This window comes from Mycobacterium sp. UM_Kg1 (assembly GCF_000972925.1).
Taxonomy (GTDB): domain Bacteria; phylum Actinomycetota; class Actinomycetes; order Mycobacteriales; family Mycobacteriaceae; genus Mycobacterium; species Mycobacterium hiberniae.
Map to the genome: position 1 here is coordinate 1 of NZ_JRMK01000071.1, position 22441 is coordinate 22441.

A 22441-nucleotide genomic window follows, 5' to 3' on the forward strand; every position below is an offset into this window, starting at 1 on the left:
CCCAGCCGGAGTCCGCCAGCCGCAGGGCCACCGACTGAGTGGACGTATGCCGGCCCCGGCCGATGTCGGTGACCCGCCCCACGGCCCGGTCAGCGTCTGGGACAAGGCGATTCACCAGGGTGGACTTGCCGACACCGGAGTGGCCCAACAGCACGGTCACCTTCGACTCCAGTAGGGGGGCGACGGCGTCGAGCGGGTCGTCGCGGCCCGCGGTCACGATCGTGAGGTCGAGGTCGGCGAACTGACCGGCGAACGGTTCCGGATCGGCCAGGTCGGTCTTGGTGAGGCACAGAATCGGCGCCAGGCCTCCGGCGTAGGCGGCGATCAGGGCCCGTTCGACCAGACCGGTCCGTGGCGGCGGGTCGGCCAGCGCCACCACCATGAGCAGCTGATCGGCGTTGGCGACCACCACCCGCTCGGTGGGGTCGGTGTCATCGGCGGTGCGCCGCAAGACCGTTCGCCGGGGTCTGCGTCGCACGATTCGGGCCAGCGTGTCCGGCCGCCCGGACAGGTCGCCGACCACGTCGACGCGGTCGCCGACCACGATCGGGGTACGGCCCAGCTCGCGGGCCCGCATCGCGGTGATCGGCCGGTCGGCGGGATCCCCGTCCAAAACGCAGCCCCAGCGGCCGCGGTCCACGCTGACGACCATCGCCGAACGGGCGTCGGCGTGCCCCGGGCGGATTTTGGTGCGCGGCCGCGACCCGCGACCGGAGCGGACTTTGACGTCGGACTCGTCATAGTCCTCCGGCTTCAAGCCCCGGCTCCCGCATCGGCGAGCATGTCGGCCCACATCCGGGGAAACGCCGGCAGGGTCTTGGCGGTGGTCTCGATGTCTTCGACCTCCACGCCGGGCACCCGCAGCCCCAGAATCGCACCGGCGGTAGCCATCCGATGGTCGGCGTAGGAGTGCCACGTCCCGCCGTGCAGCTCGGTGGCGGTGATCACCAGGCCGTCGTCGGTCTCGACCGCCTGGCCGCCCAACCGGTTGATCTCGGTCGTCAGCGCCGCCAGGCGGTCGGTCTCGTGCCCGCGCAGATGCGCGATGCCGCGCAACCGCGACACCGACCCGCGATCGGCCAAGGCCGCCAGCGCCGCCACCGTCGGGGTGAGCTCGCCGACAGCCCGCAGATCCACGTCGAAGCCGCCATAACCGTCCGGGCCCTGCACCTCAAGACAGGTATCGGTGTGGCTCACCCGAGCGCCGGTGGCGCCGAAGATCTCGATGATGGCCGCACTGGGCTGTACGCCGACGGCGGGCCAGCCGGCGATACGCACCCGTCCTCCGGTGACCACGGCGGCAGCCAGGAACGGGGTGGCGTTGGACAGGTCCGGCTCGATGTCCCAGTTGCGGGCCGCCGCCGTCGCCGGCTCGACCCGCCAGCGGTTCGCGGTGGCGTCGTCCACGTCGATTCCGGCCTGCCGCAGCATCGCCACCGTCATCGCAATGTGCGGCGCGGACGGCAGGCTCGCCCCGGTGTGCACCACGGTCAGCCCGTCGTCGAACGCCGCCGCGGCCAGCAGCAGGCCGGAGACGAACTGCGAGGACGCCGAGGCGTCGATCGCCACCGTGCCACCGGCCACCGACCCGGTGCCATGGACCCCGAACGGCAGCCCGTCGCCGTCGACCGAGATGCCCAGGCTGCGCATCGCATCCAACAGTGGCGCTATCGGCCGGGCCCGCGCCTGCTCGTCCCCGTCGAACGTGACGGTGACCGTGCCCAGGGCGGCCAGCGGAGGCACGAACCGCAGCACGGTACCGGCCAAACCGCAGTTCAACCGGATGTCCGGCTCGGGGTCGATCTTGCCGCTGACCGTCACGTGGTGCGCCACCGCCTCGACGCGCAGGCCCAGCGCCCGCAGTGCGTCGAGCATCAGGTCGGTGTCGCGGCTGCGCAGGGCGCCGGTCAGGGTGGAGACACCGCCGCCGCGATCGGCCGCCAGTGCGGCCAGGACCAACGCCCGATTGGTCTGCGACTTCGAACCGGGCACGGTCACCGTCGCGTCGATAGCAGCGGTAGGCGTAGGCGCCGGCCAATTCATCACGCTCTCATCCTGCCAGCGTCGGACCGGGTCGCTGATATCGGCGCGCGGTCATGCCGCCGCAGGCCGGGTTGCCGGCGTGACATGTGCTGTCCGGGTTCTGCCACCAGTACGCCGATGCCGCGCCAGAGCAGGTCATGGCGCGGCATCGATAGGGATAGGGAACCGATCGCGGGGCGGCGCGATCGGCCAGGAGCTTGGGGTCAGCCTCCGGCCGGGGGACGTCCGACCACCATCGGCCGGAATCCGTACCGCGGAGTGCCGAAGGCGCCGAAGCCGCCGCGGCCGGCACCGCCGGCGCCCGCCATCGGAACACCGCCCATGGTGTGGGCGGCGCCACCGGCCCCGGCCGCTCCTGCAGCCCCAAAGCCGCTGAGCTGCGCCGTTGCGGCCTGGGTCGCCGCGGCAGGTACGGCCGCTGCCCAGGTCTGCGGCACCGAGAGCGGGCCCACCAGCGAGGCCTTGCCGATGGTGCCCGAGATACCCGAGATACCGGCACCCAGTCCCTTGGCGGCACCTTCGGCTGCCTTGGCGGCGCCTTCGGCGACCTTGGAGGCGCCTTCGGCGACCTTCGCCGCCGGGAACAACGAGTGGGACAGCCCGTCGATGTCTTTGAACGCCGTGGTGAAAAGTCGCATCGGCGAGACCATCCGGATGAACATGTCCATGGGGCTCGACGCGCTCAGCGTTTCCGACCCGGTCAGGCCCCGCATGAAGTCGCCGAGGATCCCGTTGAAGGTGATGCTCGACCCGTCCAGGGTGATCGGATTCTGCAGGTCGTTGAGGAATCCGGACATCGCCGGGCCGGCGAGGTCGCCCAACCGGCCGGGCAGCGCCGTGGTCAGGGCGGTCAATGTGTCGGCGTCGGTGGCGGTGGCCGATCCGGCCGCCAGCGCAACCGCGGCCTCTTGTGCCGCCACCCCGGCCGGGTTGACGGTGGGTGCCGGCGGCGTGAACGGCGGCAGCGTCGTCGCGGCCGCCGACTGGCCGGCGTAGCTGTACATCGTGGCGGCGTCTTGCACCCACATCTCGCCGTAGGCGGCCTCGGTGGCCGCGATCGCCGGAGTGTTCTGTCCAAGGATGTTGGTTGCCAGCAGCGCCATCAACGTCTCGCGGTTCGCCTCGACCACCGCAGGCGGAACCGTCGCGGCGAACGCCGCGTCATGAGCCGCTGCCGCAGCGCCTGCCTGCGCTGCCACCTGCTCTGCCTGGGCAGCTGCCCGGTTCAGCCATTCCAGGTGCGGCGCAAACGCGTTCGTCATGGCCGCTGCCGCCGGACCCTGCCACTCAGCGGTCAGGTCGGCCAGCGCCGTCGAGTAGCTCGCGGCCGTCGAGTAGATGCCCGCGGCCAAACTCTCCCAGGCCCGCGAAGCGGCCCACAGCGGGGCCGAGCCGGCGCCCGCGTACATCAACGCCGAGTTGACCTCGGGCGGCAACATACCGAAATCCATTGCTTTGCCCGCGCTTAACCCAGCGCGGCCGCGTTCGCGGCCTCGGTGGCGGCGTAGGACCCGGAGCTGATGCTCAGCACGGTCTCCAACATCTGCTGCATGGCAACAGCACGTGCACCGACCTGCTGGTAGAGCTCGGCGTGTGCGGCGAAGCTGGTGGCGGTCAGGATGGACACCAGGTCGGCGCCCGCCGGGACGATCTGGGTCGTCGGGACAAACGCCGCTGCATTTCCGGCCTGCATTTCCGCGGTTATCGCCTGAAGCTCATGGGCGCTCGCAGCCAAGACCTCCGGCTGCGCAACAACGGTCGACACGTCTAACTCCTCCTTGCCTGCACGGGAGTGCAGGAACTTGCGGGAAACTTGCAGAACACTGCCAGCGTAAGCACCTGTACGGGGGCCTGAAAAGCGCTCACACTCGTTGTTCACCGCGAAGGATCGAATGTTCATCGGCCAGGCTTAGCCGTCGATTCGATGACGTCTGCTGTTCATCTTGGCCCCCAGCTGTTAACCGTTTCGTTTCGCGGTCGCGACCGCACCGGGCAGCTGTCACCATGGAGGCATGTGCGGGCGTTTCGCGGTGACCACCGACCCGGAGATGCTGGCCGCGCGCATCGGCGCGGTCAACGAGATCCCGGCGGAGCGCTACGCCGGCCCGAGCTACAACGTGGCGCCCACCGACGACGTGATCGCGGTGGTCTGTCGGCACGGCGAGCCCGGCGACCGGCCGACGCGGCGCCTGCGACAGATGCGCTGGGGCCTGGTGCCGCCCTGGACCCGGACCGGGGCCGACGGCAGACCGGCCCCGGGGGGTCGGTTGCTGATCAACGCCCGCGCGGACAAGGTCGCCACCTCGCCGGCATTCCGGGCCTCTGCGGACCATCGGCGCTGTCTGGTGCCCATGGACGGCTACTACGAATGGCGCACCGCGCCCGGCAGTCCGGCCGGCCGCAAGGCCCGCAAGACCCCGTTCTACATCCACGGGGACGGCGCGACGCTGTTCGCCGCCGGGTTGTGGTCGGTGTGGCGGCCGCACAAGACCTCCGAGCCGGTGCTGAGCCTGGCCATCATCACCACCGACTCCGTCGGCGACCTGGCCGGCATCCACGACCGGATGCCGGTGTTGCTGACCCAAAGCCATTGGGATCGTTGGCTGGACCCCGACAGCGCGATCGACACCGGGATGCTGAACGGCGCACTTGCGGCACCGAGGACGGTGCTGCGCCAGGTCTCGCCGTTGGTCAACAGCGTCGCCAACAACTCGCCCGACCTGATCGCGCCCGCCGCGCCGCAACCCGAGCAGGCGTACCTGCTGTAGTCGGCCGGAGCGAAGCCGGCAACGCAGCTACCGTGGAGGCCTTTTCCGATCCGCGCACGGCAGTGTTATCAATGAAGCATGACCGACTTCCGGCCCGCCGAGCGGCGCGGCGGCGGGTCTGGCGGCAGCAGCACGCCGCGAGTGCTGGTCGTCGAGGACTCCGAGACAATCCGAGAGATGGTCGGCGAGGCGCTGTCCGACGCCGGCTACGTCACCGCCACGATGCCGGACGGGCACGGGCTGGAGAACGTGCTGGACGACTTCCGGCCCGACTTGGTGGTACTGGACGTCATGCTGCCGGGCCGCGACGGCTTTGCGCTGATGGACGTGATCGTGAAGCGGGGCGAAGCAGCGGTGCTGCTGCTCACCGCTCGCGGTGGACTCTCCGACCGGCTGCGTGGGCTCGAGTACGGCGCCGACGACTATGTGGCCAAGCCGTTCGAGCTCGCCGAGCTGGTTGCCCGCGTCGGCGCGGTGCTGCGCAGGCGGGGGCGCCTGCCGTCGGCGCTGAATATCGGGGACCTCACGATCGACGTCGAGGCCGGCGCGGCTTCCCGGTCCGGGGCACCTTTGAACCTGACTGCCACTGAGCTGCGGGTTCTGGTCTTTCTGGTCGAACAGCGCGGCCGCATCGTCAGCGCCGGCCAGATTCTCACCGCGGTATGGGGCCAGGAGGCCGAGGATCCGGACCTGGTTGAGGCTCACCTGGATGCGTTGCGCGGCAAGCTCGAGGCGCTGGGGCCGCAGATTCTGCACGCCGTGCGGGGCATGGGTTACCGGCTGGAGATTCCCGGCTCATGACCGCCACGCCATCGCTGCGGCACCGGCTGACGGTGATGGTGCTGGTGCTGCTCGCCGCGCTGATGGTGGCTATGGGGCTGGTGATCGACGCCACGTTGACGGCGTCGAACAACCGCAGCCTCAACGAGCGGTTGGCGTCGGCGCTGACTCGCGCCGATTCTCTGGTGGCAATGGGGATTTCGGCGGAGAAGCTGGCGGAGCAGCTCAATGGGGGTGTCGTGGCGGCGCTGGTGGTGACCGCGGCGGGCCCTGCTTACGGCAACCCGGCGATCGATCCCGGGTTGACCGCGGGAGCATTGCGCTTTCACCCCCCGTTGGAACCCGACGATTCTGCTGCCGTGCGGGTGCATTCCCTGGCCAACGGCGATCGGGTGATTCTGGTCGCCGACACCACCGAGGCCGACGAGACGTTACAGCGGTTGCGCCGCTTGATGATCGAAGCCGGCCTGGCCACGCTGGTGCTCGCAGCGGTGTTGCTGGCGGGGCTGAGCAGGGTGCTGCTGGCACCGCTGGACCGGCTCACCGATCTGGCGCGCGATATCACCACCGGCGACCGGGGCAGACGCCTGCGTCCGGACCGTCCGAAGACCGAACTCGGGAGGGCAGCAGAGGCTTTCGACGACATGCTCGACGAGCTGGAAGCCTCCGAGACGCGAGCGCAGCTCGCGGCCGAAGGTGCCCGGCGTGCGGAGGCCGCGGTTCGCCGATTCCTGGCCGATGCCGCTCACGAGCTTCGTACCCCGATCGCGGGCATGCAGGCCGCCGCGGAACAGATCGCCGGCTACGTCAGCCGGCGGTTGTCGCACGACCCACTCGAGTCAGACATCGGACGTGAGCCCGAATTGCTCCGCCAGCATCGGCGGGCCACGCTGCTGTTGACCGAGGCGCGGCGGGCCACCCGGTTGGTCACCGACATGCTCGACCTGAGCTACATCGATGCGGGACTGCCCCTGGAGCTCGTGGAGACCGACTTGGTCGCGATCGTCGAGACGCAGATGGATCGTGCCGCGTTGCTGGCACCGCAGCTGAGTCTGCAACGCAGCGGCCTGGATTCGGCGACTGTTCGCCTCGACCCGATGCGGGCAGCGCAGATCCTGTCCAACCTGCTCGACAACGCACGGCGCTATACGCCGCCCGGTGGTCGGATCGCTGTCGAGGTCGACCGCGCTGACGGAGGGGTCGAGGTGCGGGTCACCGACACCGGTATCGGGGTGAGTGCCGACGACGCCGAGCGGATCTTCGATCGGTTGGTGCGCTTGGACAGCGACCGCGGCCGGGACCACGGTGGGGCCGGTCTGGGGCTGCCGATTGCGCGGGCATTGGCGGTCGCCCACGGCGGGACGCTGACCTGTGTGCCCCACAACGGTGCGGGCGTGACCTTCCTGTGGTTCATCCCGGAGGGCTGAACCGCCCCTATTTCCGGTGAATCTGCGTGAATGCTGCCATGTTACTGGCAATTAGCTGGACGTTTCGATACAAACGATTGCATGGAGAGGCAACCCGAGCCTTCGGCCCACCCGCGGCGGCTGCGCCAAGCCATGACCAGGAGGCTTTACCGGCTGGCGGAGGCTTCCGGAAACATTCGGATCCCGGCTGTTCCCGGCCTGCTCGATGAGTACGTCACGCTGTGCGACACGCTGTTCTCCGGTTTGGGAGCGCCGCTGTGCGACGAGGAACGCGAGCAGCTCAGGGCTGCTCTGCAGACGGAGCTGGCCGCGGCATTTGAGGCTTCGTCGCGGTCGGTCATCATCATCGGCTACGAGGTGCCTGTCGGGAACGTGCTCAATTACATGATCCGCGCCGAGTGGCACTCGATCGAGATCGGGTACGAGAACTGGCTGGCCACCCGCCAACCGCCGCTGTTCGGGATCGAGCCCGACGCGCGGGTCTGGGACCTGGCAGCCGAGTTCGGTGACGCCCGGACATGCCGGGTGCTCGATATCGGGGCCGGCACCGGCCGTAACAGCTTGGCCTTGGCCCGGCGTGGCCACCCGGTGGACGCGGTCGAGATGACCCCGACGTTCGCCGACACCATCCGGGTGGACGCGCACCGTGAAGCGCTCGACGTCACGGTGATCGGCAGGAACGTCTTCGTCGCGACCGCCGACCTGCACGCCGAGTACCAGTTGATCGTGCTCTCCGAGGTCACGATGGACTTCCGCAGCGCCCAACAGCTGCGTGAGGTGTTCGCCCTGGCGGCCCAGCGGCTGGCTCCGGGTGGGTATCTGGTCATGAACGTCTTCGTGACTCGGGACGGGTATGAGCCCGACAGTGCGGCTCGCGAAATGAGCCAGCAGTGTTACAACATGTTCTACACGTGGCAGGAGATCGCTGAAGCGGCCGCGGGATTGAGCCTGCAGCTGGTAGCCGACGACCAAGTGTTTGAGTACGAGAAGGCCAATCTTCCCGACGGCGCCTGGCCCCCCACCGGCTGGTACTCCGAGTGGGCGCGCGGCCTCGACATCTTCGACATCGACCCGGCCGAGTGCCCGATCGACCTGCGCTGGCTGGTCTATCAGTGCCCGGCCGACGTCGGGTAACGGCCGCCGGTGCGCGGCGCCATCCGATCAGCGCCCGCAGCTCAGGGCTGCACGTATCCCGGGGGGTTGACGGCGTCGACCCACAGGTCGACTCCCAGTTCGCTTCCGGGCACGCAGTCATAGACCGAGAGGTCGGTGACGCCGGACTCCACCAGCACGTCCTCGCACAGCAGGGAATGCCCCGTGTAGTCAGCCGGCTTGGTCACGATGGCGTACGCGGCGTCGGCGTAGATCTGCGGGGTACGCGACCGGGCCATCGCCTCGTCACCGCCGAGCAGGTTCTGCACGGCCGCCGTCGCGATCATCGTGCGCGGCCACAGCGTGTTGGATGCGATCCCGTGCCCGCGCAGTTCCTCGGCCATCCCCAGCGCGCACAACGTCATCCCGAACTTGGCCATCATGTATGCGGTGGGCCGCAGCCATTGGGACTCCAGCCGGATCGGCGGGGACAGGGTCAGGATGTGCGGATTCTCGCGGTTGATCATGTGCGGGATGCAGGCCTGCGACACCGCGTAGGTGCCGCGGACTTCGATGCCGTTCATCAGGTCGAAGCGCTTCAGTGGAACCTCGAGGATCGAGCCGAGGTTGATCGCCGAGGCGTTGTTCACGCAGATGTCGATACCGCCGAACCGCTCGACGGTGGTTGCCACCGCGGCTTCCACCGCGTCCCCGTCACGGATGTCACCGACGATCGGCAGCGCCTGCCCGCCCGCCTCTTCGATCTCGGCGGCCGCGGAGTAGATGGTGCCGTCGAGTTTCGGGTGCGGTTGTGCGGTCTTGGCGATCAACGCGATGTTGGCGCCATCGCGCGCGGCTCGTTTGGCGATCGCCAGACCGATGCCACGGCTGGCGCCCGAGATGAACATCGTCTTGCCGGCGAGCGGGCCTGAGGTGGGCATGGCTGTCAGCCTATGTCGTGCGGGCAATGTGGTGAAGCGGGTCTGGCCACGGGGGCCAGGAGACGTAAACTCACCAACGGCAGATGCCGAGGCCCGTAGTCCGCCGCACGGCGGCAGGGATGGCTGACACGCCCGGGAGTTGCTGGTCGGCTGATCTTCGGTTGTCGGTGCAGTGAAATGGGGTGGTCCGCGTGGATGGCGATGACCTGGATTCCCGGCGGGGCCCCGCAGAGTCCGAGTTGCCCGCCGACGCCGGGGATTCCGCCGGTCTTCGGCCCTTGCTGAGCCGCGAGGGCATTTTGGAGATGGCCATCGATTTCATCGATCGGCACGGACTGTCGAACTTGACGATGCGACGCCTGGGGGCGGCCTGCGGGGTCGAGGCGATGGCGCTGTACCGCTATGTGCACGGTCGCGGGGATCTGCTCACCGGTGTGGTCGACCACATCATCGACCGGCTCTACGCCGACCAGCTCGCGGCGCGGCGTCAGGAAGACGGCTGGCAGGACTACCTACTGCGGCTGGCGCACGGCGTCCGCGCGATTGCGCTCGACCACCCGGAGGTCTTTCCCTTGGTCGCCACCCAGGCGCCGGAGGCGCCCTGGGTCCGGCCGCCCCTCCGCAGCCTGCGGTGGATGGAAAGCTTCCTGGACACCCTGATCTCCTACGGATTCGACGACGACGCCGCGGTGTCGGCCTACCGTTCCTACACCACGTTCCTGATCGGTCACCTGCTGCTGGAAGTGTCCGCCCGGGGGGCTCAGCTGCACCCCGACGTGGAGATCCTCGAGGACGGCCCGGCGCCCGGGCGCGACCTGACCGACTATCCGCACCTGCGGCGGCTGCAGCCGAGGCTGTCGCAGGACCGCAGCACCGCCGAGTTCGAAGAGGCGCTGGAAGCCATCCTCGATCGCCTCGAATTGTTGGCTGCCCGAAGCTGATTCGGCAGATCCCACCCAGAAGGTTTACGTCGTAAACATCGTGGGCATGCCTTGTGTTGCACCGTCACGAGGGAGGAGTTTCACGATGGGACTGCAAGACAAGGCGAAAAACGCTGCCCAGGACGTCGCCGGAAAGGCCAAAGAGGCTGCCGGCAAGGTCACCGGCGACGACAAGCTCAGGAACGAGGGCAAGGCCGACCAGGGCAAGTCGAGCCTGAAGAAGGCCGGCGAGAACGTCAAGGACGCCTTCCGGGACTGATAAACGCCGAACCGCCGTCCCGCGCACCTGTGATGGTGCGCGGGACGGTTGCGTTACACGGGTGGGAGCGCTGCCGCGACGCCCCTTCTGAGCAGGGGCCGGGCGTACCGCGTTTACACCGTAAACAAACGGGCGTACCTTCGAGCAAATGCTGTCTGGTTTACGACGTAAACTCTGCCGCTATGCGGCGTGGCGCCCCAGCGAGCGTCGATCGCGACGCGCGCCCGCTCGCCGCGCCGGAACGCGGCCCGGTGGCGCGTCCGTACTGCAGGAGGCGCCGGCCGTACCGGCGGACTGCGCCACCGATGACGGCGACGAAGTCCACGTGCTGGTGGAGCGTCGCGGCTCGGCATTGCTGATCTGCGCCGCGGGCAGCGTCGATGCGTCCAACGTGGCGGTGTGGCGTCGGCTGGTCGGCGAGGCCGCCGGGGCCGCAACTTCGCCCGGGCCACTGATCATCGACACCAGCGGACTCGAGTTCATGGGGGTCTGTGCCTTTGCGGTCCTGGTGGAGGAGTCGGCCAGCTGCCGCCGTCGTGGTATCCGGCTGTGCCTGGTCAGCAGTCAGCACATCGCCTCCCGGGTGGTCGCGGCGGCGGGCCTGAACACCCATTTCTCGTTCGCGGCGACGGTTGAGGATGCTTTCGGCGGCGCCGCCAGCGAGGATCCCGGCCCGGTGCTGGGCGGCTGAGGACGACGCCGGTATTCCGACCCCTAGGGCCCAGCTGCCGCGGGAATGGGCGCCACGGTTCACGGTGTTGAGTTACACAGTTGGTGTGGTCGCCACCCGTGACTGTCGCTCACGGCCCTAGGATCGGAAAGGAGTCGGCGATGTCGACGGCGATTGGCCTGCTGGAACGCGAGGCGCCGGCAGGGCTGATTGTGAGCGTCGCGACGGAAGGGATCTCGGCGATACAGATGGCAGACGGTGAGAGTGCGGTCGGTACCGGAACTGACGCCGCGTCGCAGTCGACGGCGCCGGTGCGTTCCGGGGAGACCGACGAGCAGCTGACCGCCCGGTTCGAACGCGACGCAATCCCGCTACTCGATCAGCTCTACGGCGGTGCGTTGCGGATGACGCGCAACCCTGCCGATGCCGAGGACCTGCTCCAGGAGACCATGGTCAAGGCGTACGCCGGGTTCCGCTCGTTCCGGGAGGGCACCAACCTCAAGGCGTGGCTGTACCGCATCCTGACCAACACCTACATCAACGGCTACCGCAAAAAGCAACGTTCGCCCGCCGAATACCCGACTGACGAAATCACCGACTGGCAGTTGGCGTCCACGGCCGAACACTCCTCCACGGGGCTGCGTTCGGCCGAGGTGGAGGCGCTGGAGTCGCTGCCCGACACCGAGATCAAAGAGGCCCTGCAGCAGCTTCCCGAGGAGTTCCGGATGGCGGTGTATTACGCCGATGTCGAAGGGTTCCCGTACAAGGAGATCGCCGAGATCATGGATACACCGATCGGCACGGTGATGTCGCGGCTGCATCGCGGCCGACGACAACTACGCGGCCTGTTGGCAGACGTCGCCCGTGACCGCGGATTCATCCGCGACGGCCAGGCTCCCGAGGAGGTGTCGTCGTGACCGAGCGCTCGCGGGACTGCGACACGCCGCCGGTTGCCGGCGAATCCGGCACCGACTGTTCGGAAGTGATCGCCGAGGTATGGACCTTGCTGGATGGGGAGTGCACGGCCGAGACCAGGGCCAAACTTCGCCGGCATCTGGAGGAATGCCCGGGTTGTCTGCGGCATTACGGGGTCGAAGAGCGCATCAAGATGCTGATCGCCCGCAAGTGCAGTGGAGACAAGGCGCCGCGTCGGCTCTACGAGCGGGTGCGGCTGGAGATCAGCCGGACCACCATCGTGCACCGGGAGGGCTAGTCGAGGTGCTCAACCGCAGCAAGCCCGGCCGGGGGCCGGGCTTGCGGGCAGCCAGCGGATTAACGCTCTAGATCTAGGCGTTGGGTCGCTTGCCGTGGTTGGCTTTGCTGTGCTTGCGGTCGCGCTTCTTGCGCCCACGCTTTGCCATGATTGACCCTCCTATATTCCGGCTGGACAGTCTCTCATATGGTCCGGCGTGGCGCGGTGGCGACCCCGGGAACCGGGCCGGCCACCGCGCCGTCAGAAATCCGACCGTGATTCGTCAGTGGAAGGTTCGCGCACCGGCCAGGGTCTGCGGCACCAGCGCCGGCGGCGCCGGGGAAGCCGGCGGGGCCTCGAGCGCCGGTGTCACCGACATCGGCGAGCCGGGCGGCGTCAGGGAACTGACATCGGTCGGCACGATCGAGCCCACCCCGGGGATCACGCGGTTGAGCATCCCGTTGAGTACCTGCAGGAACGAGTTGGCGGCGTTCATCCCGGCTGCTGAGCTGCCCGGGGCCGCTGTGCCGGGGAGGCCGCCGGGGAGACCGCCGGGCAGGCCGGCGGACAGGCCCGGCAGGGCGGGGCCGCCGAGCGGCGCAGGCATCGGCATCGGCAGGGGCTCGTCGATGAGTCCCGGGACGGCTTTGGCGGACGCGATCCCAAATCCGAGGGTGGCCAGCGACATCGCGGCGGCGCATACCAAGGTCAGCCGTACCCTCGGCTGTGCTAAACGGTTCACAGACAACGCGTTACTCCTCAAGTTCGGTCTCGACTTGTGCCGCGTCACGGCGATTTCGTCACGCGTTAAAAACACTCGAGTAACGGTGCTATGCAATTGTCACAGGAGAAACACGACACGATCACGGATCGAACTCTCTAAATTCTCTTAATTAACTTGGAGTCTGCTTAGCCGGGCGCGCTGCCCGTCGGTCGGACCGGTTGTGGTTCGATAGGGCCTAGGCTTTTCAGATCGACAACGGTCGACTGGGTGATGAACGAGGTGAAGATGGCCGAGGACGTTCGGGCGGAGATCGTGGCCAGCGTGCTCGAAGTCGTGGTCCACGAGGGCGACCAGATCAGCGAAGGCGACACCGTGGTGCTGCTGGAGTCGATGAAGATGGAGATTCCGGTGCTGGCCGAGAGCGCCGGCACCGTCAGCAAGGTCGCCGTGCAGGTCGGAGACGTGATCCAGGCCGGCGACCTGATCGCCGTGATCAGCTGACCCCAGCGGGCCCGAACGGCGCTACGTAGTCAATGTCCACACTCGGTGACCTGCTCGCCGAACACACCGTCTTGCCCGGCAGTGCGGTGGATCATCTGCACGCCGTCGTCGGGGAGTGGCAACTGTTGGCGGATTTGTCCTTCGCCGACTATCTGATGTGGGTACGCCGTGAGCCGGACCCCGTCGGCGCGCTGGTCTGCGTGGCGCAATGCCGGCCCAACACCGCGCCCACGGTGCTGCTCAGCGACGCGGTCGGCACCGTCGTGCTCCCGGACTGGATGCCACTGGCGGTCGCGGCCTTCGAGTCTGGCGTGATCGGACGGGAAGGCATTGCCGGACAGCCCAATATGGAAGCGGTGCCGGTCCGCCACGGCGACCGGGTGGTGGCGGTGCTGACCCACCAGACGGCGTTGACCGGCGGCCGGGCATCCAGCCGGCTCGAAGCCGCCTACCTCGACTGCGCCGCAGATCTGGTGCACATGCTCTCCGAGGGCACCTTTCCCGACGTCGGCGACATCGCGGTGTCGCGTTCGAGCCCGCGGGTCGGCGACGGTTTCATCCGGCTTGCGGTGGACGGCACAGTCCGCTACGCCAGCCCGAACGCGGTGTCGGCCTATCACCGGATGGGCCTGGCCGCCGAGCTGGCCGGTCATGACTTGGTCGCCGTCACCCGGCCGCTGATCTCCGACCCCTTCGAGGCCCACGAGCTGGCCGAACATGTGCGCGAGTCGCTGTCGGGGGGATCGAGCATGCGGTTCGAGGTCGACGCTGCCGGAGCGGTGGTGCTGCTGCGGACCCTGCCGCTGATTGTGCACGGCCAGCCGGCGGGTGCAGCGGTGCTGGTTCGCGATGTCACCGAGGTGAAGCGCCGCGACCGCGCGCTGCTGTCCAAGGACGCGACCATTCGTGAGATCCACCATCGGGTCAAGAACAACCTGCAGACCGTGGCAGCGCTGCTGCGGTTACAGGCCCGCCGCACCGCCAGCGCCGAAGGGCGCGAGGCGCTGCTGGAGTCGGTTCGGCGGGTGTCGTCGATCGCGGTGGTCCACGAGGCACTGTCGATGTCGGTCGATGAGGTGGTGAACCTCGACAAGGTGATCGACCGCATCCTGCCGATGATGAACGACGTTGCCAGCGTGGATCTCCCGATTCACATCGCTCGGGTCGGGTCGGTCGGCTCGCTGGACGCCGACCGCGCCACAGCGTTGATCATGGTGATCACCGAACTGGTCCAGAACGCCATCGAGCATGCCTTCGAAGCCGATGCGGACCGGCGCACCGTGACCATCTGGGCCGAGCGTTCGGCGCGCTGGCTCGACGTGGTGGTTCACGACGACGGCCAAGGACTGCCCGAGGGGTTCCGGCTGGAGACCTCCGACCGGCTCGGACTGCAGATCGTCAACACGCTGGTGTCGGCGGAACTCAACGGCAAACTGACCGCTCAGGACGCGCCGGGCGGCGGTACCGAGATGGTGCTGCGCATCCCGGTCGGCGGTCGCCGGCTCCGCCAGGCGTTGTGAGGGCCTGGCCCCAGGCACAAAAACGCGGCCCCGACCAGGTCGGGGCCGCGTCGTCGTCGGCAGGGGTCAGACCCCGCTGCGGGCCCGGGTCCGGGCGTTGCGGCGCTTGAGCGCACGCCGCTCGTCCTCGCTCATGCCGCCCCACACGCCGGCGTCCTGGCCGGTCTCCAGCGCCCAGGTCAGGCACTCGGTGACAACCGAGCAACGGGTGCAGACCTGCTTAGCGGTAGCAATCTGAGCGAGAGCCGGCCCGCTGTTTCCCACCGGGAAGAACAGCTCCGGGTCCTCGTCGCGACAGACCGCCTTGTGGCGCCAATCCATAGGTCTCCAACTCCTTACCTTGGGCGCAGCAGGGTGCGCCATGCTTTTCGACTGTTATAAGCGGCGCAAGAAATGATTACGGCTTGCATCCGATCGCTCGATCGTTTCACAGCCTGGACAGATGTCAAGGGTGCTCTTTATCACGTGGCCCAGGTCACGTTTGCGCGGGGCTGCTGCCAGCCCCGTGGGGCGCATGTATTACAGTGGACACACCTGTGCGCTGATCGACCGTGACGAGGGTTATCTTCGCAGGTCAGCAGGATTTTTCTGCCGGGGGAGCGACGACGTCCAACGCGTCGGGAACCGCCCGGAACGTCATTGAGGATCGCAATCCGAGGTATTCGCCATCGATCTGCGTCGCGATCGGCGTGTCGCCCGCATCCACCCGAAGCGCGGCCACGTCGTCGTCACGGATGAGGTGTTTGGCGCGCAGCTTCGGCCGTTTCGACACCATCTGCCGCACCAGCCTCAGCGTGGGGAGAACCTTCATGCTGGTGGTCGCGAACACCCCCATCCCGGCTTCGAAGGTGGTGTCGGGATTGGTCCACACGCTGCGCGCGTCGGCGTAGGTCCAGGGCGCGCAGTTCGAGACGAAGACGAAATGCACGCCTTCGACCGGTGGCTCGTCGCCCAGCTGCAGCGTCAACGTCGGCGCCCGGCGGGTGCTGGCCAGGACCGCGGGAACCGCCGCGCGGATATAACGCAACGGCGTGACGGCGTGGCCCTTCTCGCGTTCGGCTTCGACCGCGGCCACCACCTCGCCGTCGAGACCCATCCCGGCGTTGAGCACCGACCACCGCTCGCCGCAGTCGATCAGCCCGATACGGCGCCACCTGGGCTTGCCGTCCGGGAAATTGATCAGGTCGATGAGTTGGTTGGTGGCGGCGATGGGGTCGGCCGCGATGCCCAGCGATCGGGCGAACACGTTGGCCGACCCGCCGGGTACCACCGCCACCGCCGGCAGGTGCGCGGGCGCCGGGGATCCGGGCAACCCAAGCAGGCCGTTGACCACGTCATGCACCGTCCCGTCGCCGCCATGAGCGATGACCAGGTCGATGCCGTCCCGGCAGGCGGCCTGACCGATCTCGACGGCATGACCGCGGTAGTCGGTGTGCACCACCGTCAGGTCGAGTCGGCTCTTGAGCGCGTGGGCCAGCAGATCCCTGCCCGCAGCCGTGGTGGACGTGGCATTCGGGTTGACGATCAGCACGGCACGCACGGGGTATCAGTGTATGGGCATCGGCACCAGGGGCCGGGGTGGTTACGCTGGCGGCGTGAAATCCGCCGTTGACTCACCGCGCGCCGTGTTCGCAGCGGGCCTGATCGTTGCGGCACAGGGCGCGGCCGCCTGGATCGTCGCGGCGACGCTGGTGCTGCGGGCGCTGGCCGGAGCGGATCAGCACGCGGCCAACGGTTATGGCACGGCGGCGTGGTTCGCTCTGATCGGTGCCGCGGTGTCGGCGGCCGGCTGGGCGCTGTTGCGGGGCCGCCGGGCCGGGCGCGGCGTCGCGGTCTTCGCCAACCTGCTGCTGCTGCCGGTCGCCTGGTACCTCGGGGTCGGCTCGCACCGCTGGGGCTACGGCGTGGCGGTGGCGGTGGCGGCGCTGGCGGTGCTGGCGGCGCTGTTCAGTCCCGCGGCGCTGCGCTGGGCAGAACGACACCCATAGCCGACAGGATCGTGCCGAACTTCGTCGCGGTTTCGGCCAGTTCCTCATCCGGGTCCGATTCGGCGACGATCCCGCCGCCGGCATGGGCCAGCGCGAATCGCCGGTCGGCGGAGAGCTGCGCGCAGCGGATCGACACCACCCACCGGCCGTCGCCCGCGGCGTTGCACCAGCCGACGGCGCCGGCATAAAAGCCCCGGTCGCCCTCCACCTCGGTGATCAGCTCGACCGCCGCGGCGGTCGGCACCCCGCCGACCGCCGCCGTCGGATGCAGGGCCAGCGCCAGGTCCAGCGCGGTGGTGCCCGGGTCGCGCAGCCGGCCGGTGATCGGGGTGTTGAGGTGCCACACCGCGGCAGTACTGCTCAGCTGCGGCACCGGTGCCACCTCGAGGTCGGTGCACAGTAGCCCGAGGGCGGCGCGCAGCTGGTCGACCACCAACTGATGCTCATGGCGGTTCTTGCCGGAATCGGCCAGCGCAGCCGCGTTCGCGGCGTCCACGGCGGGATCGGGGGAGCGTGGTGCCGAACCCGCGAAAGGCCGGCAGGTGATCCGGTCGCCCTCGCGGGCCACCAACAACTCGGGACTAGCGCCCACCAGGACGGTGCCGGCGTAGTCGCCGCCGGCCGCGCTCAGGTCCACCAGGTAGCCATAGCCGCTGGGGTCGGCGGCCATCAGCCGCCGCAGGACGGTGCCGGCATCCACCGGGGCGCCGGCGGCCAGACGCAGACCGCGGGCCAGCACCACCTTGTGCAGCGGATTGCCCGGTGCTCTCAGTTCATCCAGGGCCCGGCGAATGCGGTCGCGGTGCACCTCGGGTTGCGGAAGCTGCCCCGCGATGCGGATCGCCGGCAGCGCGGCGCCGGGCCCCGGCGCCGGCGCATCGGCGCATCGCAGTCCATCCGGGACGAACAACGCCGCGGCAGCATCCGAGCGGAAAGGCAAGGCGCCCATCACTATCGGTGCCACGCCCGACCGCAACGCCACCTGGGCCGCGGCGACGTCTGCGAATCCGGTTGCCACCGCGTCAGCCGACACGGTCCCCGACGGTCCGGACAGCACGAACGCCGGGGTGCTCACGCGCGCGCTTCCGGCGCGCTCAGCCCCAAGGCCACCAGTTGGCGCACGCCGTGCTCGAACCCACAGACGGCCAGTGACGCCGCGCTCATCGAAAACCTCGCGCCGTCGGCCAACGGCAGCTCGAGCCAACGGGTGATCACCGCCCGGGAGAAATGTCCGTGCCCCACGAACACCACGTCGCGCGTGGCCAGCTCCCGCAGCGCCACCGCGACCATTCGGTCGGCACGGTCGCTGACCTGCGCCACCGTCTCGCCGCCGGCACTGCCGTGCGTCCAGATCAGCCAGTCGGACTCGGTCTGGCGGATCTGCGCGGTGGTCAGCCCTTCGTAGCGGCCGTAGTCCCACTCGGCGAGGTCGTCGGAGATCTCGTCGACGTGCAGTCCTGCCAGCTCGGCGGTCACCTGGCTACGCCGGCGGGGGCTGCAGACCACCAGGGGGTTGGCCAGGGCGAGCTCCACCAGGAGCGCACCGATGGCCACGGCTTGGCGCCGGCCCACCTCGGTCAACTCGAGATCGGTACGCCCGGTGTGCCGACCGCTTCGGGACCACTCGGTTTCACCGTGGCGCAGTAGCAGAAGTCGGTGCTGCTCGATCCCCACGCCCGTCGATTCTGCCCCACGAAGGACATCGGCACCCGTTTGGTGCTCTGCGGCGCCGCTCCGTGCCACTATGTCGGTGTGACGGGGATGCGGATCTTGGCGGTGGCCAATCAGAAAGGCGGCGTGGCCAAGACCACGACGGTGGCCTCGATCGGTGCGGCGATGGCCGAACTGGGTAAGCGGGTGCTGCTGGTCGACCTCGATCCACAGGGCTGTCTGACCTTCTCGCTGGGGCACGACCCCGACAAACTGCCGGTGTCGGTGCACGAGGTGCTGCTCGGTGAGGTGGAGCCCAGCACGGCGCTGGTGCCGACCGAGGAAGGTATGACCCTGTTGCCGGCCAACATCGACCTGGCCGGCGCCGAGGCGATGCTGTTGATGCGGGCCGGCCGGGAGTACGCCCTGCAACGGGCGCTGGCCAAGCTGGAAGACGAGTTCGACGTGGTCGTCATCGACTGCCCGCCCTCGCTGGGGGTGCTGACGCTCAACGGGCTGACCGCGGCCGGCGAGGTGATCGTGCCGCTGCAATGCGAGACCCTGGCGCATCGAGGTGTCGGCCAATTCCTGCGTACGGTTGCCGACGTCCAGCAGATCACCAACCCTAAGCTGCAGCTGCTCGGGGCGTTGCCGACGCTGTACGACTCGCGTACCACCCACAGTCGCGACGTGTTGCTCGACATCGCCGACCGGTACGGCTTGCCGGTGCTGGCGCCGCCGATCCCGCGTACGGTGCGCTTCGCCGAGGCCAGCGCGTCGGGTGCGTCGGTGATCGCCGGGCGCAAGAACAAGGGCGCGGTTGCCTATCGGCAGCTGGCGGAGGCGTTGCTCAAGCATTGGAAGAACGGCAAATCGCTGCCGACGTTCACTCCCGAGGTCTGATCACCCCAGCGCGGCCACCGTGTCGCCGCGCTGCTCCAGTACCGTCGGGCCCGATACCGCCGGGAACACCGACGTCACCTCGGGCGGGCGGCTGACCGGGATGATCCGGTCGACGGCGCCGGTGCGCTGGTCGACCACGCCGACTCCGCCGGTCACCGGGATGAGCAGGCGCTCGCCCATCATGGCCGCCGGCCCCAGCGGGACCGCGGCACCCGAGGCCGGGACGGTGTAGCGGTAGGTCAGGGTTCCGGAGTCGAACACCATCACCGACTCGCCGGTCCACCAGCAGATCAACCCGGTGGGCCGAGACACCGGCAGCGCCGCGCTGGCGGCGGTTGGCTTGGCCGGGAGCAGGGTTTTGGCGATCGTGCTGCCGGTCTGGTCCACCACCACGACCCGGGGGGAGGGGGTGGGCAGATAGACGGCGGTGTTGGTCCCGGCGTCCGAGTCGGTCACCGCGAGCACCCGCGCCCCGGAGTCGGCTGCCACGCCGGGCTGGGGGATGTGTTGGGTCTCGGGCTCGTCTTCGTCCTTCCCCGCACGCAGCAGGGTCAGCTGCAGGTCCTCGCTGCCCGCGCAGGACTCCAGCACCGAGACCGTCGATGACGCCGCTGCCGCCGAGATCAGGGTGCAGCCCTGCCCGAGGCCGCGCGCCGAAGGTTTCACCCGTGCGTCGATCTCGCCGTAGGACAACACCCGCACCAGGTCCGATCGCCACAGTTCCAGGCGGGTGGAGCCGGCCGCGAGCACCGCGCTGCCCTCGGAGGTGACCCGCACGCTGCGGTCGGCGTAACTGGTCCGCGCCGGTCCGCGCAGTCCCGTGGCCGCGACCACCGCGCTGACTTGGCCGCAGCCGCGGGAGTCCGGGTACACCGCGACGGCGTAGCGGTAGATCCAGGACACCGCACATAAATCGACGTCGCGGGCAAAGCTCCAGCGTTCCTCCCCGGTCGCGGGATCCCGCCCGCTCATCCGGGGACCGTCGCCGGTGATGACGGTGCCCGAGACCAGCACCGGTGCCCAGGTTGCCGGGCTGGGCGCCGTCCACAGCTGCGACAACGCCGCTGGCGCCATCGCCGCCGACGGGGGAATGGTTGCGGTGTCGGGAGCAGGTCGGCTGACGGTGGCGCGGGCGTCGCTGTTCCACCAGACGGCAACCCCGACAGCGGCGACCACGACCACGATCAGCGCCGCCGCGACCAGATCACCGGCGGTGCGGCGCTCGGGTCGAACCATGTGCGCCGCCCGACTCAGCTGCCGTTCGCGGCAGCGGCAGTCTTGTTCGGGCGACGGCGCCGGCGACGGCGCGGCGCACCGGGGCCGGTGGTGGCGTCGGTGCCGGCGCCGGTGTCACCGGATTCAGCGGCCTTGGGGGAGCCGTCGGCAGCGGCCTGACCGCCCCTGGTGCGCCGCCGAGACCGGTTGGGGTTGCGCGGCGCACGCTGGCGCTCGGCCGACGATTCGCGGGTTTCGTCCGCGTCCCGCTTGGCCGGTGAACGGCGGGTCTTGCCGACGGAACCGCCGGCTTCGGCCGGAATGTTCAGCTCGGTGTAGAGGTGCGGGGAGCTGGAGTAGGTCTCGGCGGGATCCGGGCAACTCAGGTCGAGCGCCTTGTCGATCATCGTCCACCGGGCCAGCTCGTCCCAGTCCACCAGCGTGACGGCGACGCCGGTACGCCCGGCCCGCCCGGTGCGGCCGATGCGGTGCACGTAGGTCTTCTCGTCGTCGGGGCACTGGTAGTTGATCACGTGCGTGACGTCGTCGATGTCGATGCCACGAGCTGCGACATCGGTGGCCACCAGGACGTCGATGTCGCCGGATCGGAACGCTGCCAGCGACTTCTCCCGGGCCACCTGGCCCAGGTCGCCGTGCACCGCGCCCACCTTGAAACCGCGCTCGCCCAGGTCGTCGGCGACCTTCTGGGCGGTGCGCTTGGTCCGGGTGAAGATCATCGTGGCGCCGCGGCCCCGAGCCTGCAGAATCCGAGCGACCAGCTCCGCCTTGTCCAGCGCATGCGCCCGGTAGACGAACTGTTCGGTGGCGTCGTGCACGGCCGAGGAGTGCGGCGCCTCGGCGCGGATGTGGGTGGGCTGGTTCATGAAGCTGCGAGCCAGCGTGATGATCGGTCCGGGCATGGTCGCCGAGAACAGCATCGACTGCCGATCGTCGGGGATGCGGGACAGGATGCGCTCGATGTCGGGCAAAAAGCCCAGGTCCAGCATCTCGTCGGCCTCATCGAGCACCAGGACGGACAACCCGCCCAGCTGCAGGTGTCCCTGCTGCGCCAGGTCGAGCAGCCGGCCCGGCGTGCCCACGACCACGTCGGCGCCGGCCTGCAGCGCCTCGATCTGCGGCTCGTAGGGCCGGCCGCCGTAGATGGCCTGCACCGACAGCGGACGGTCGCCGGCAGTCAGGTACTTGGCCGCGTCGGCGAGGTCGCCGGAGACCTGGATGCACAGCTCACGGGTCGGCACCACGACCAGGGCGCGGGGCGCCCCCGTCAGCGGCCGATCCGGACTGGTGGAGACCCGCTGCAGCAGCGGGATGCCGAAGCCGTAGGTCTTGCCCATGCCGGTACGGGCCTGGCCGATCAGGTCGTCGCCGGCCAAGGCCAGCGGCAGCGTCAGCTCCTGGATCGCGAAGGCGTGCTCGATACCTTGTTCGGCCAGTGCGCGAACGATCTCTTCGCGAACGCCCAGTTCGGCGAAGCTCGGAGGGGTGGTGGGAACGGTGGTGGAAATCAGTGGGGTCATGCGCGGGCAGGTGCCTTTCGAAGTCGGCGCGGTATGTCAGTCGATCGCGGTGCGGGTCGGGGCGCACACACTGCGACGGTCGATACTTTGCCCATTTTCGGAGGCACCGCCGGGGGCCCTGCACTCGCCGAGTAGGCGGGCCAACCGCATGTACGCACATTGCGCGGCAGTGCCGAATAAGCACTGTCCAACGGTCATACTACCTGGTCGGGCCGGGCATCGGTCCACCGCCGCGGAACGCCTACAGTGAGGTGATGAATTCGGTTCCCTCCTGTCTCTTATACACATC

26 protein-coding genes are annotated in these 22441 nt (G+C 69.0%); 13 read left to right on the forward strand and 13 right to left on the reverse strand.

What is annotated here, in order from left to right; all coding sequences use genetic code 11:
• From rsgA to LI92_RS12395, 4 genes are all read right to left on the reverse strand, one after another.
• A partial coding sequence (rsgA, locus tag LI92_RS12380; RefSeq protein ID WP_046319287.1) for a GTPase RsgA occupies window positions 1-757 on the reverse strand: 757 nt, incomplete at its 3' end.
• On the reverse strand, window positions 754-2046 hold the full coding sequence (gene aroA, locus LI92_RS12385; RefSeq protein ID WP_152665450.1) for a 3-phosphoshikimate 1-carboxyvinyltransferase: 1293 nt from the start codon (window positions 2044-2046) through the stop codon (window positions 754-756). The genes rsgA and aroA, both read right to left, overlap by 4 nt.
• 200 nt (window positions 2047-2246) lie before the next feature.
• A complete protein-coding gene (locus tag LI92_RS12390; protein WP_286135058.1) occupies window positions 2247-3482 on the reverse strand; it encodes a PPE family protein in 1236 nt (411 codons plus the stop codon).
• A 26-nt stretch (window positions 3483-3508) separates the two neighbouring features.
• Entirely contained in the window at window positions 3509-3808 is a 300-nt protein-coding gene (locus LI92_RS12395) for a PE family protein (protein WP_046319320.1), read from the reverse strand.
• 247 nt (window positions 3809-4055) lie between these two features.
• Here LI92_RS12395 and LI92_RS12400 point away from each other — a divergent pair, with 247 nt between their 5' ends.
• From LI92_RS12400 to LI92_RS12415, 4 genes are all read left to right on the forward strand, one after another.
• Window positions 4056-4811 (forward strand): SOS response-associated peptidase, encoded by a 756-nt coding sequence (locus LI92_RS12400; RefSeq protein ID WP_046319292.1) that lies wholly within the window; start codon window positions 4056-4058, stop codon window positions 4809-4811.
• A gap of 78 nt (window positions 4812-4889) precedes the next feature.
• Window positions 4890-5612 carry a response regulator transcription factor gene (locus LI92_RS12405; RefSeq protein WP_046319294.1) on the forward strand — a complete coding sequence of 241 codons (723 nt, stop codon included), beginning with the start codon at window positions 4890-4892 and terminating at the stop codon, window positions 5610-5612.
• The gene (locus LI92_RS12410; protein WP_046319296.1) at window positions 5609-7018 is read left to right on the forward strand and encodes a sensor histidine kinase; all 1410 of its coding nucleotides are present in this window, start codon (window positions 5609-5611) and stop codon (window positions 7016-7018) included. The genes LI92_RS12405 and LI92_RS12410 overlap by 4 nt, the downstream gene beginning before the upstream one ends.
• An 81-nt stretch (window positions 7019-7099) precedes the next feature.
• A complete protein-coding gene (locus LI92_RS12415; protein ID WP_046319297.1) occupies window positions 7100-8152 on the forward strand; it encodes a class I SAM-dependent methyltransferase in 1053 nt (350 codons plus the stop codon).
• Between the two features lie 41 nt (window positions 8153-8193).
• Here LI92_RS12415 and LI92_RS12420 read toward each other — a convergent pair whose 3' ends face one another.
• Entirely contained in the window at window positions 8194-9051 is an 858-nt protein-coding gene (locus LI92_RS12420) for an SDR family oxidoreductase (RefSeq protein WP_046319299.1), read from the reverse strand.
• Between the two features lie 191 nt (window positions 9052-9242).
• On the opposite strand from LI92_RS12420, the gene LI92_RS12425 reads away from it, so the two are divergent.
• The 5 genes from LI92_RS12425 to rsrA all read left to right on the forward strand — a co-directional run bounded on the left by LI92_RS12425 (window position 9243) and on the right by rsrA (window position 12134).
• Window positions 9243-9992, forward strand: coding sequence for a TetR/AcrR family transcriptional regulator C-terminal domain-containing protein (locus LI92_RS12425; RefSeq protein ID WP_046319321.1), 750 nt, complete (start codon window positions 9243-9245; stop codon window positions 9990-9992).
• Between the two features lie 85 nt (window positions 9993-10077).
• Complete coding sequence (locus LI92_RS12430) at window positions 10078-10251, forward strand: CsbD family protein (RefSeq protein ID WP_046319301.1); 174 nt, start codon at window positions 10078-10080, stop codon at window positions 10249-10251.
• 148 nt (window positions 10252-10399) lie between these two features.
• Window positions 10400-10942 carry an anti-sigma factor antagonist gene (locus LI92_RS12435; RefSeq protein WP_052740777.1) on the forward strand — a complete coding sequence of 181 codons (543 nt, stop codon included), beginning with the start codon at window positions 10400-10402 and terminating at the stop codon, window positions 10940-10942.
• Window positions 10943-11169: 227 nt separating this feature from the next.
• Window positions 11170-11838, forward strand: coding sequence for a sigma-70 family RNA polymerase sigma factor (locus tag LI92_RS12440; RefSeq protein ID WP_502691444.1), 669 nt, complete (start codon window positions 11170-11172; stop codon window positions 11836-11838).
• Window positions 11835-12134, forward strand: a complete 300-nt coding sequence (rsrA, locus tag LI92_RS12445; RefSeq protein ID WP_046319306.1) for a mycothiol system anti-sigma-R factor — start codon at window positions 11835-11837, stop codon at window positions 12132-12134. The genes LI92_RS12440 and rsrA overlap by 4 nt, the downstream gene beginning before the upstream one ends.
• Before the next feature lie 73 nt (window positions 12135-12207).
• Here the strand turns inward: rsrA and LI92_RS24625 are convergent, their stop codons facing one another.
• Together LI92_RS24625 and LI92_RS12450 are read right to left on the reverse strand one after the other, a co-directional pair.
• The gene (locus LI92_RS24625) at window positions 12208-12282 is read right to left on the reverse strand and encodes a 50S ribosomal protein bL37 (protein WP_011728008.1); all 75 of its coding nucleotides are present in this window, start codon (window positions 12280-12282) and stop codon (window positions 12208-12210) included.
• Window positions 12283-12396: 114 nt separating this feature from the next.
• Window positions 12397-12801 carry a hypothetical protein gene (locus tag LI92_RS12450; RefSeq protein WP_046319307.1) on the reverse strand — a complete coding sequence of 135 codons (405 nt, stop codon included), beginning with the start codon at window positions 12799-12801 and terminating at the stop codon, window positions 12397-12399.
• A 321-nt stretch (window positions 12802-13122) separates the two neighbouring features.
• Here LI92_RS12450 and LI92_RS12455 point away from each other — a divergent pair, with 321 nt between their 5' ends.
• The gene (locus LI92_RS12455) at window positions 13123-13338 is read left to right on the forward strand and encodes a biotin/lipoyl-binding carrier protein (RefSeq protein WP_046319322.1); all 216 of its coding nucleotides are present in this window, start codon (window positions 13123-13125) and stop codon (window positions 13336-13338) included.
• 32 nt (window positions 13339-13370) lie between these two features.
• Window positions 13371-14858: a sensor histidine kinase gene (locus tag LI92_RS12460; protein ID WP_046319308.1), complete on the forward strand. Its 1488-nt coding sequence runs from the start codon at window positions 13371-13373 to the stop codon at window positions 14856-14858.
• Window positions 14859-14924: 66 nt separating this feature from the next.
• Here the strand turns inward: LI92_RS12460 and LI92_RS12465 are convergent, their stop codons facing one another.
• Together LI92_RS12465 and LI92_RS12470 are read right to left on the reverse strand one after the other, a co-directional pair.
• Complete coding sequence (locus LI92_RS12465; protein ID WP_046189156.1) at window positions 14925-15179, reverse strand: WhiB family transcriptional regulator; 255 nt, start codon at window positions 15177-15179, stop codon at window positions 14925-14927.
• A 253-nt stretch (window positions 15180-15432) separates the two neighbouring features.
• Window positions 15433-16398 carry a diacylglycerol/lipid kinase family protein gene (locus LI92_RS12470; protein ID WP_046319309.1) on the reverse strand — a complete coding sequence of 322 codons (966 nt, stop codon included), beginning with the start codon at window positions 16396-16398 and terminating at the stop codon, window positions 15433-15435.
• 55 nt (window positions 16399-16453) lie between these two features.
• On the opposite strand from LI92_RS12470, the gene LI92_RS12475 reads away from it, so the two are divergent.
• On the forward strand, window positions 16454-16846 hold the full coding sequence (locus LI92_RS12475) for a hypothetical protein (RefSeq protein ID WP_192830043.1): 393 nt from the start codon (window positions 16454-16456) through the stop codon (window positions 16844-16846).
• Here the strand turns inward: LI92_RS12475 and LI92_RS12480 are convergent.
• Window positions 16806-17921: an isochorismate synthase gene (locus tag LI92_RS12480; RefSeq protein WP_046319313.1), complete on the reverse strand. Its 1116-nt coding sequence runs from the start codon at window positions 17919-17921 to the stop codon at window positions 16806-16808. The genes LI92_RS12475 and LI92_RS12480 overlap by 41 nt on opposite strands.
• Window positions 17918-18520, reverse strand: a complete 603-nt coding sequence (locus LI92_RS12485) for an acid phosphatase (RefSeq protein ID WP_046319315.1) — start codon at window positions 18518-18520, stop codon at window positions 17918-17920. The genes LI92_RS12480 and LI92_RS12485 overlap by 4 nt, the downstream gene beginning before the upstream one ends.
• A 78-nt stretch (window positions 18521-18598) precedes the next feature.
• Here LI92_RS12485 and LI92_RS12490 point away from each other — a divergent pair, with 78 nt between their 5' ends.
• Window positions 18599-19399 (forward strand): ParA family protein, encoded by an 801-nt coding sequence (locus LI92_RS12490; RefSeq protein ID WP_046319324.1) that lies wholly within the window; start codon window positions 18599-18601, stop codon window positions 19397-19399.
• On the opposite strand, the gene LI92_RS12495 is transcribed toward LI92_RS12490, so the two are convergent.
• On the reverse strand, window positions 19400-20635 hold the full coding sequence (locus tag LI92_RS12495) for an Rv3212 family protein (protein WP_046319316.1): 1236 nt from the start codon (window positions 20633-20635) through the stop codon (window positions 19400-19402). It abuts the gene before it with no gap.
• A gap of 14 nt (window positions 20636-20649) precedes the next feature.
• Complete coding sequence (locus LI92_RS12500; RefSeq protein WP_502691445.1) at window positions 20650-22140, reverse strand: DEAD/DEAH box helicase; 1491 nt, start codon at window positions 22138-22140, stop codon at window positions 20650-20652.
• Window positions 22141-22441: the final 301 nt, after the last annotated feature.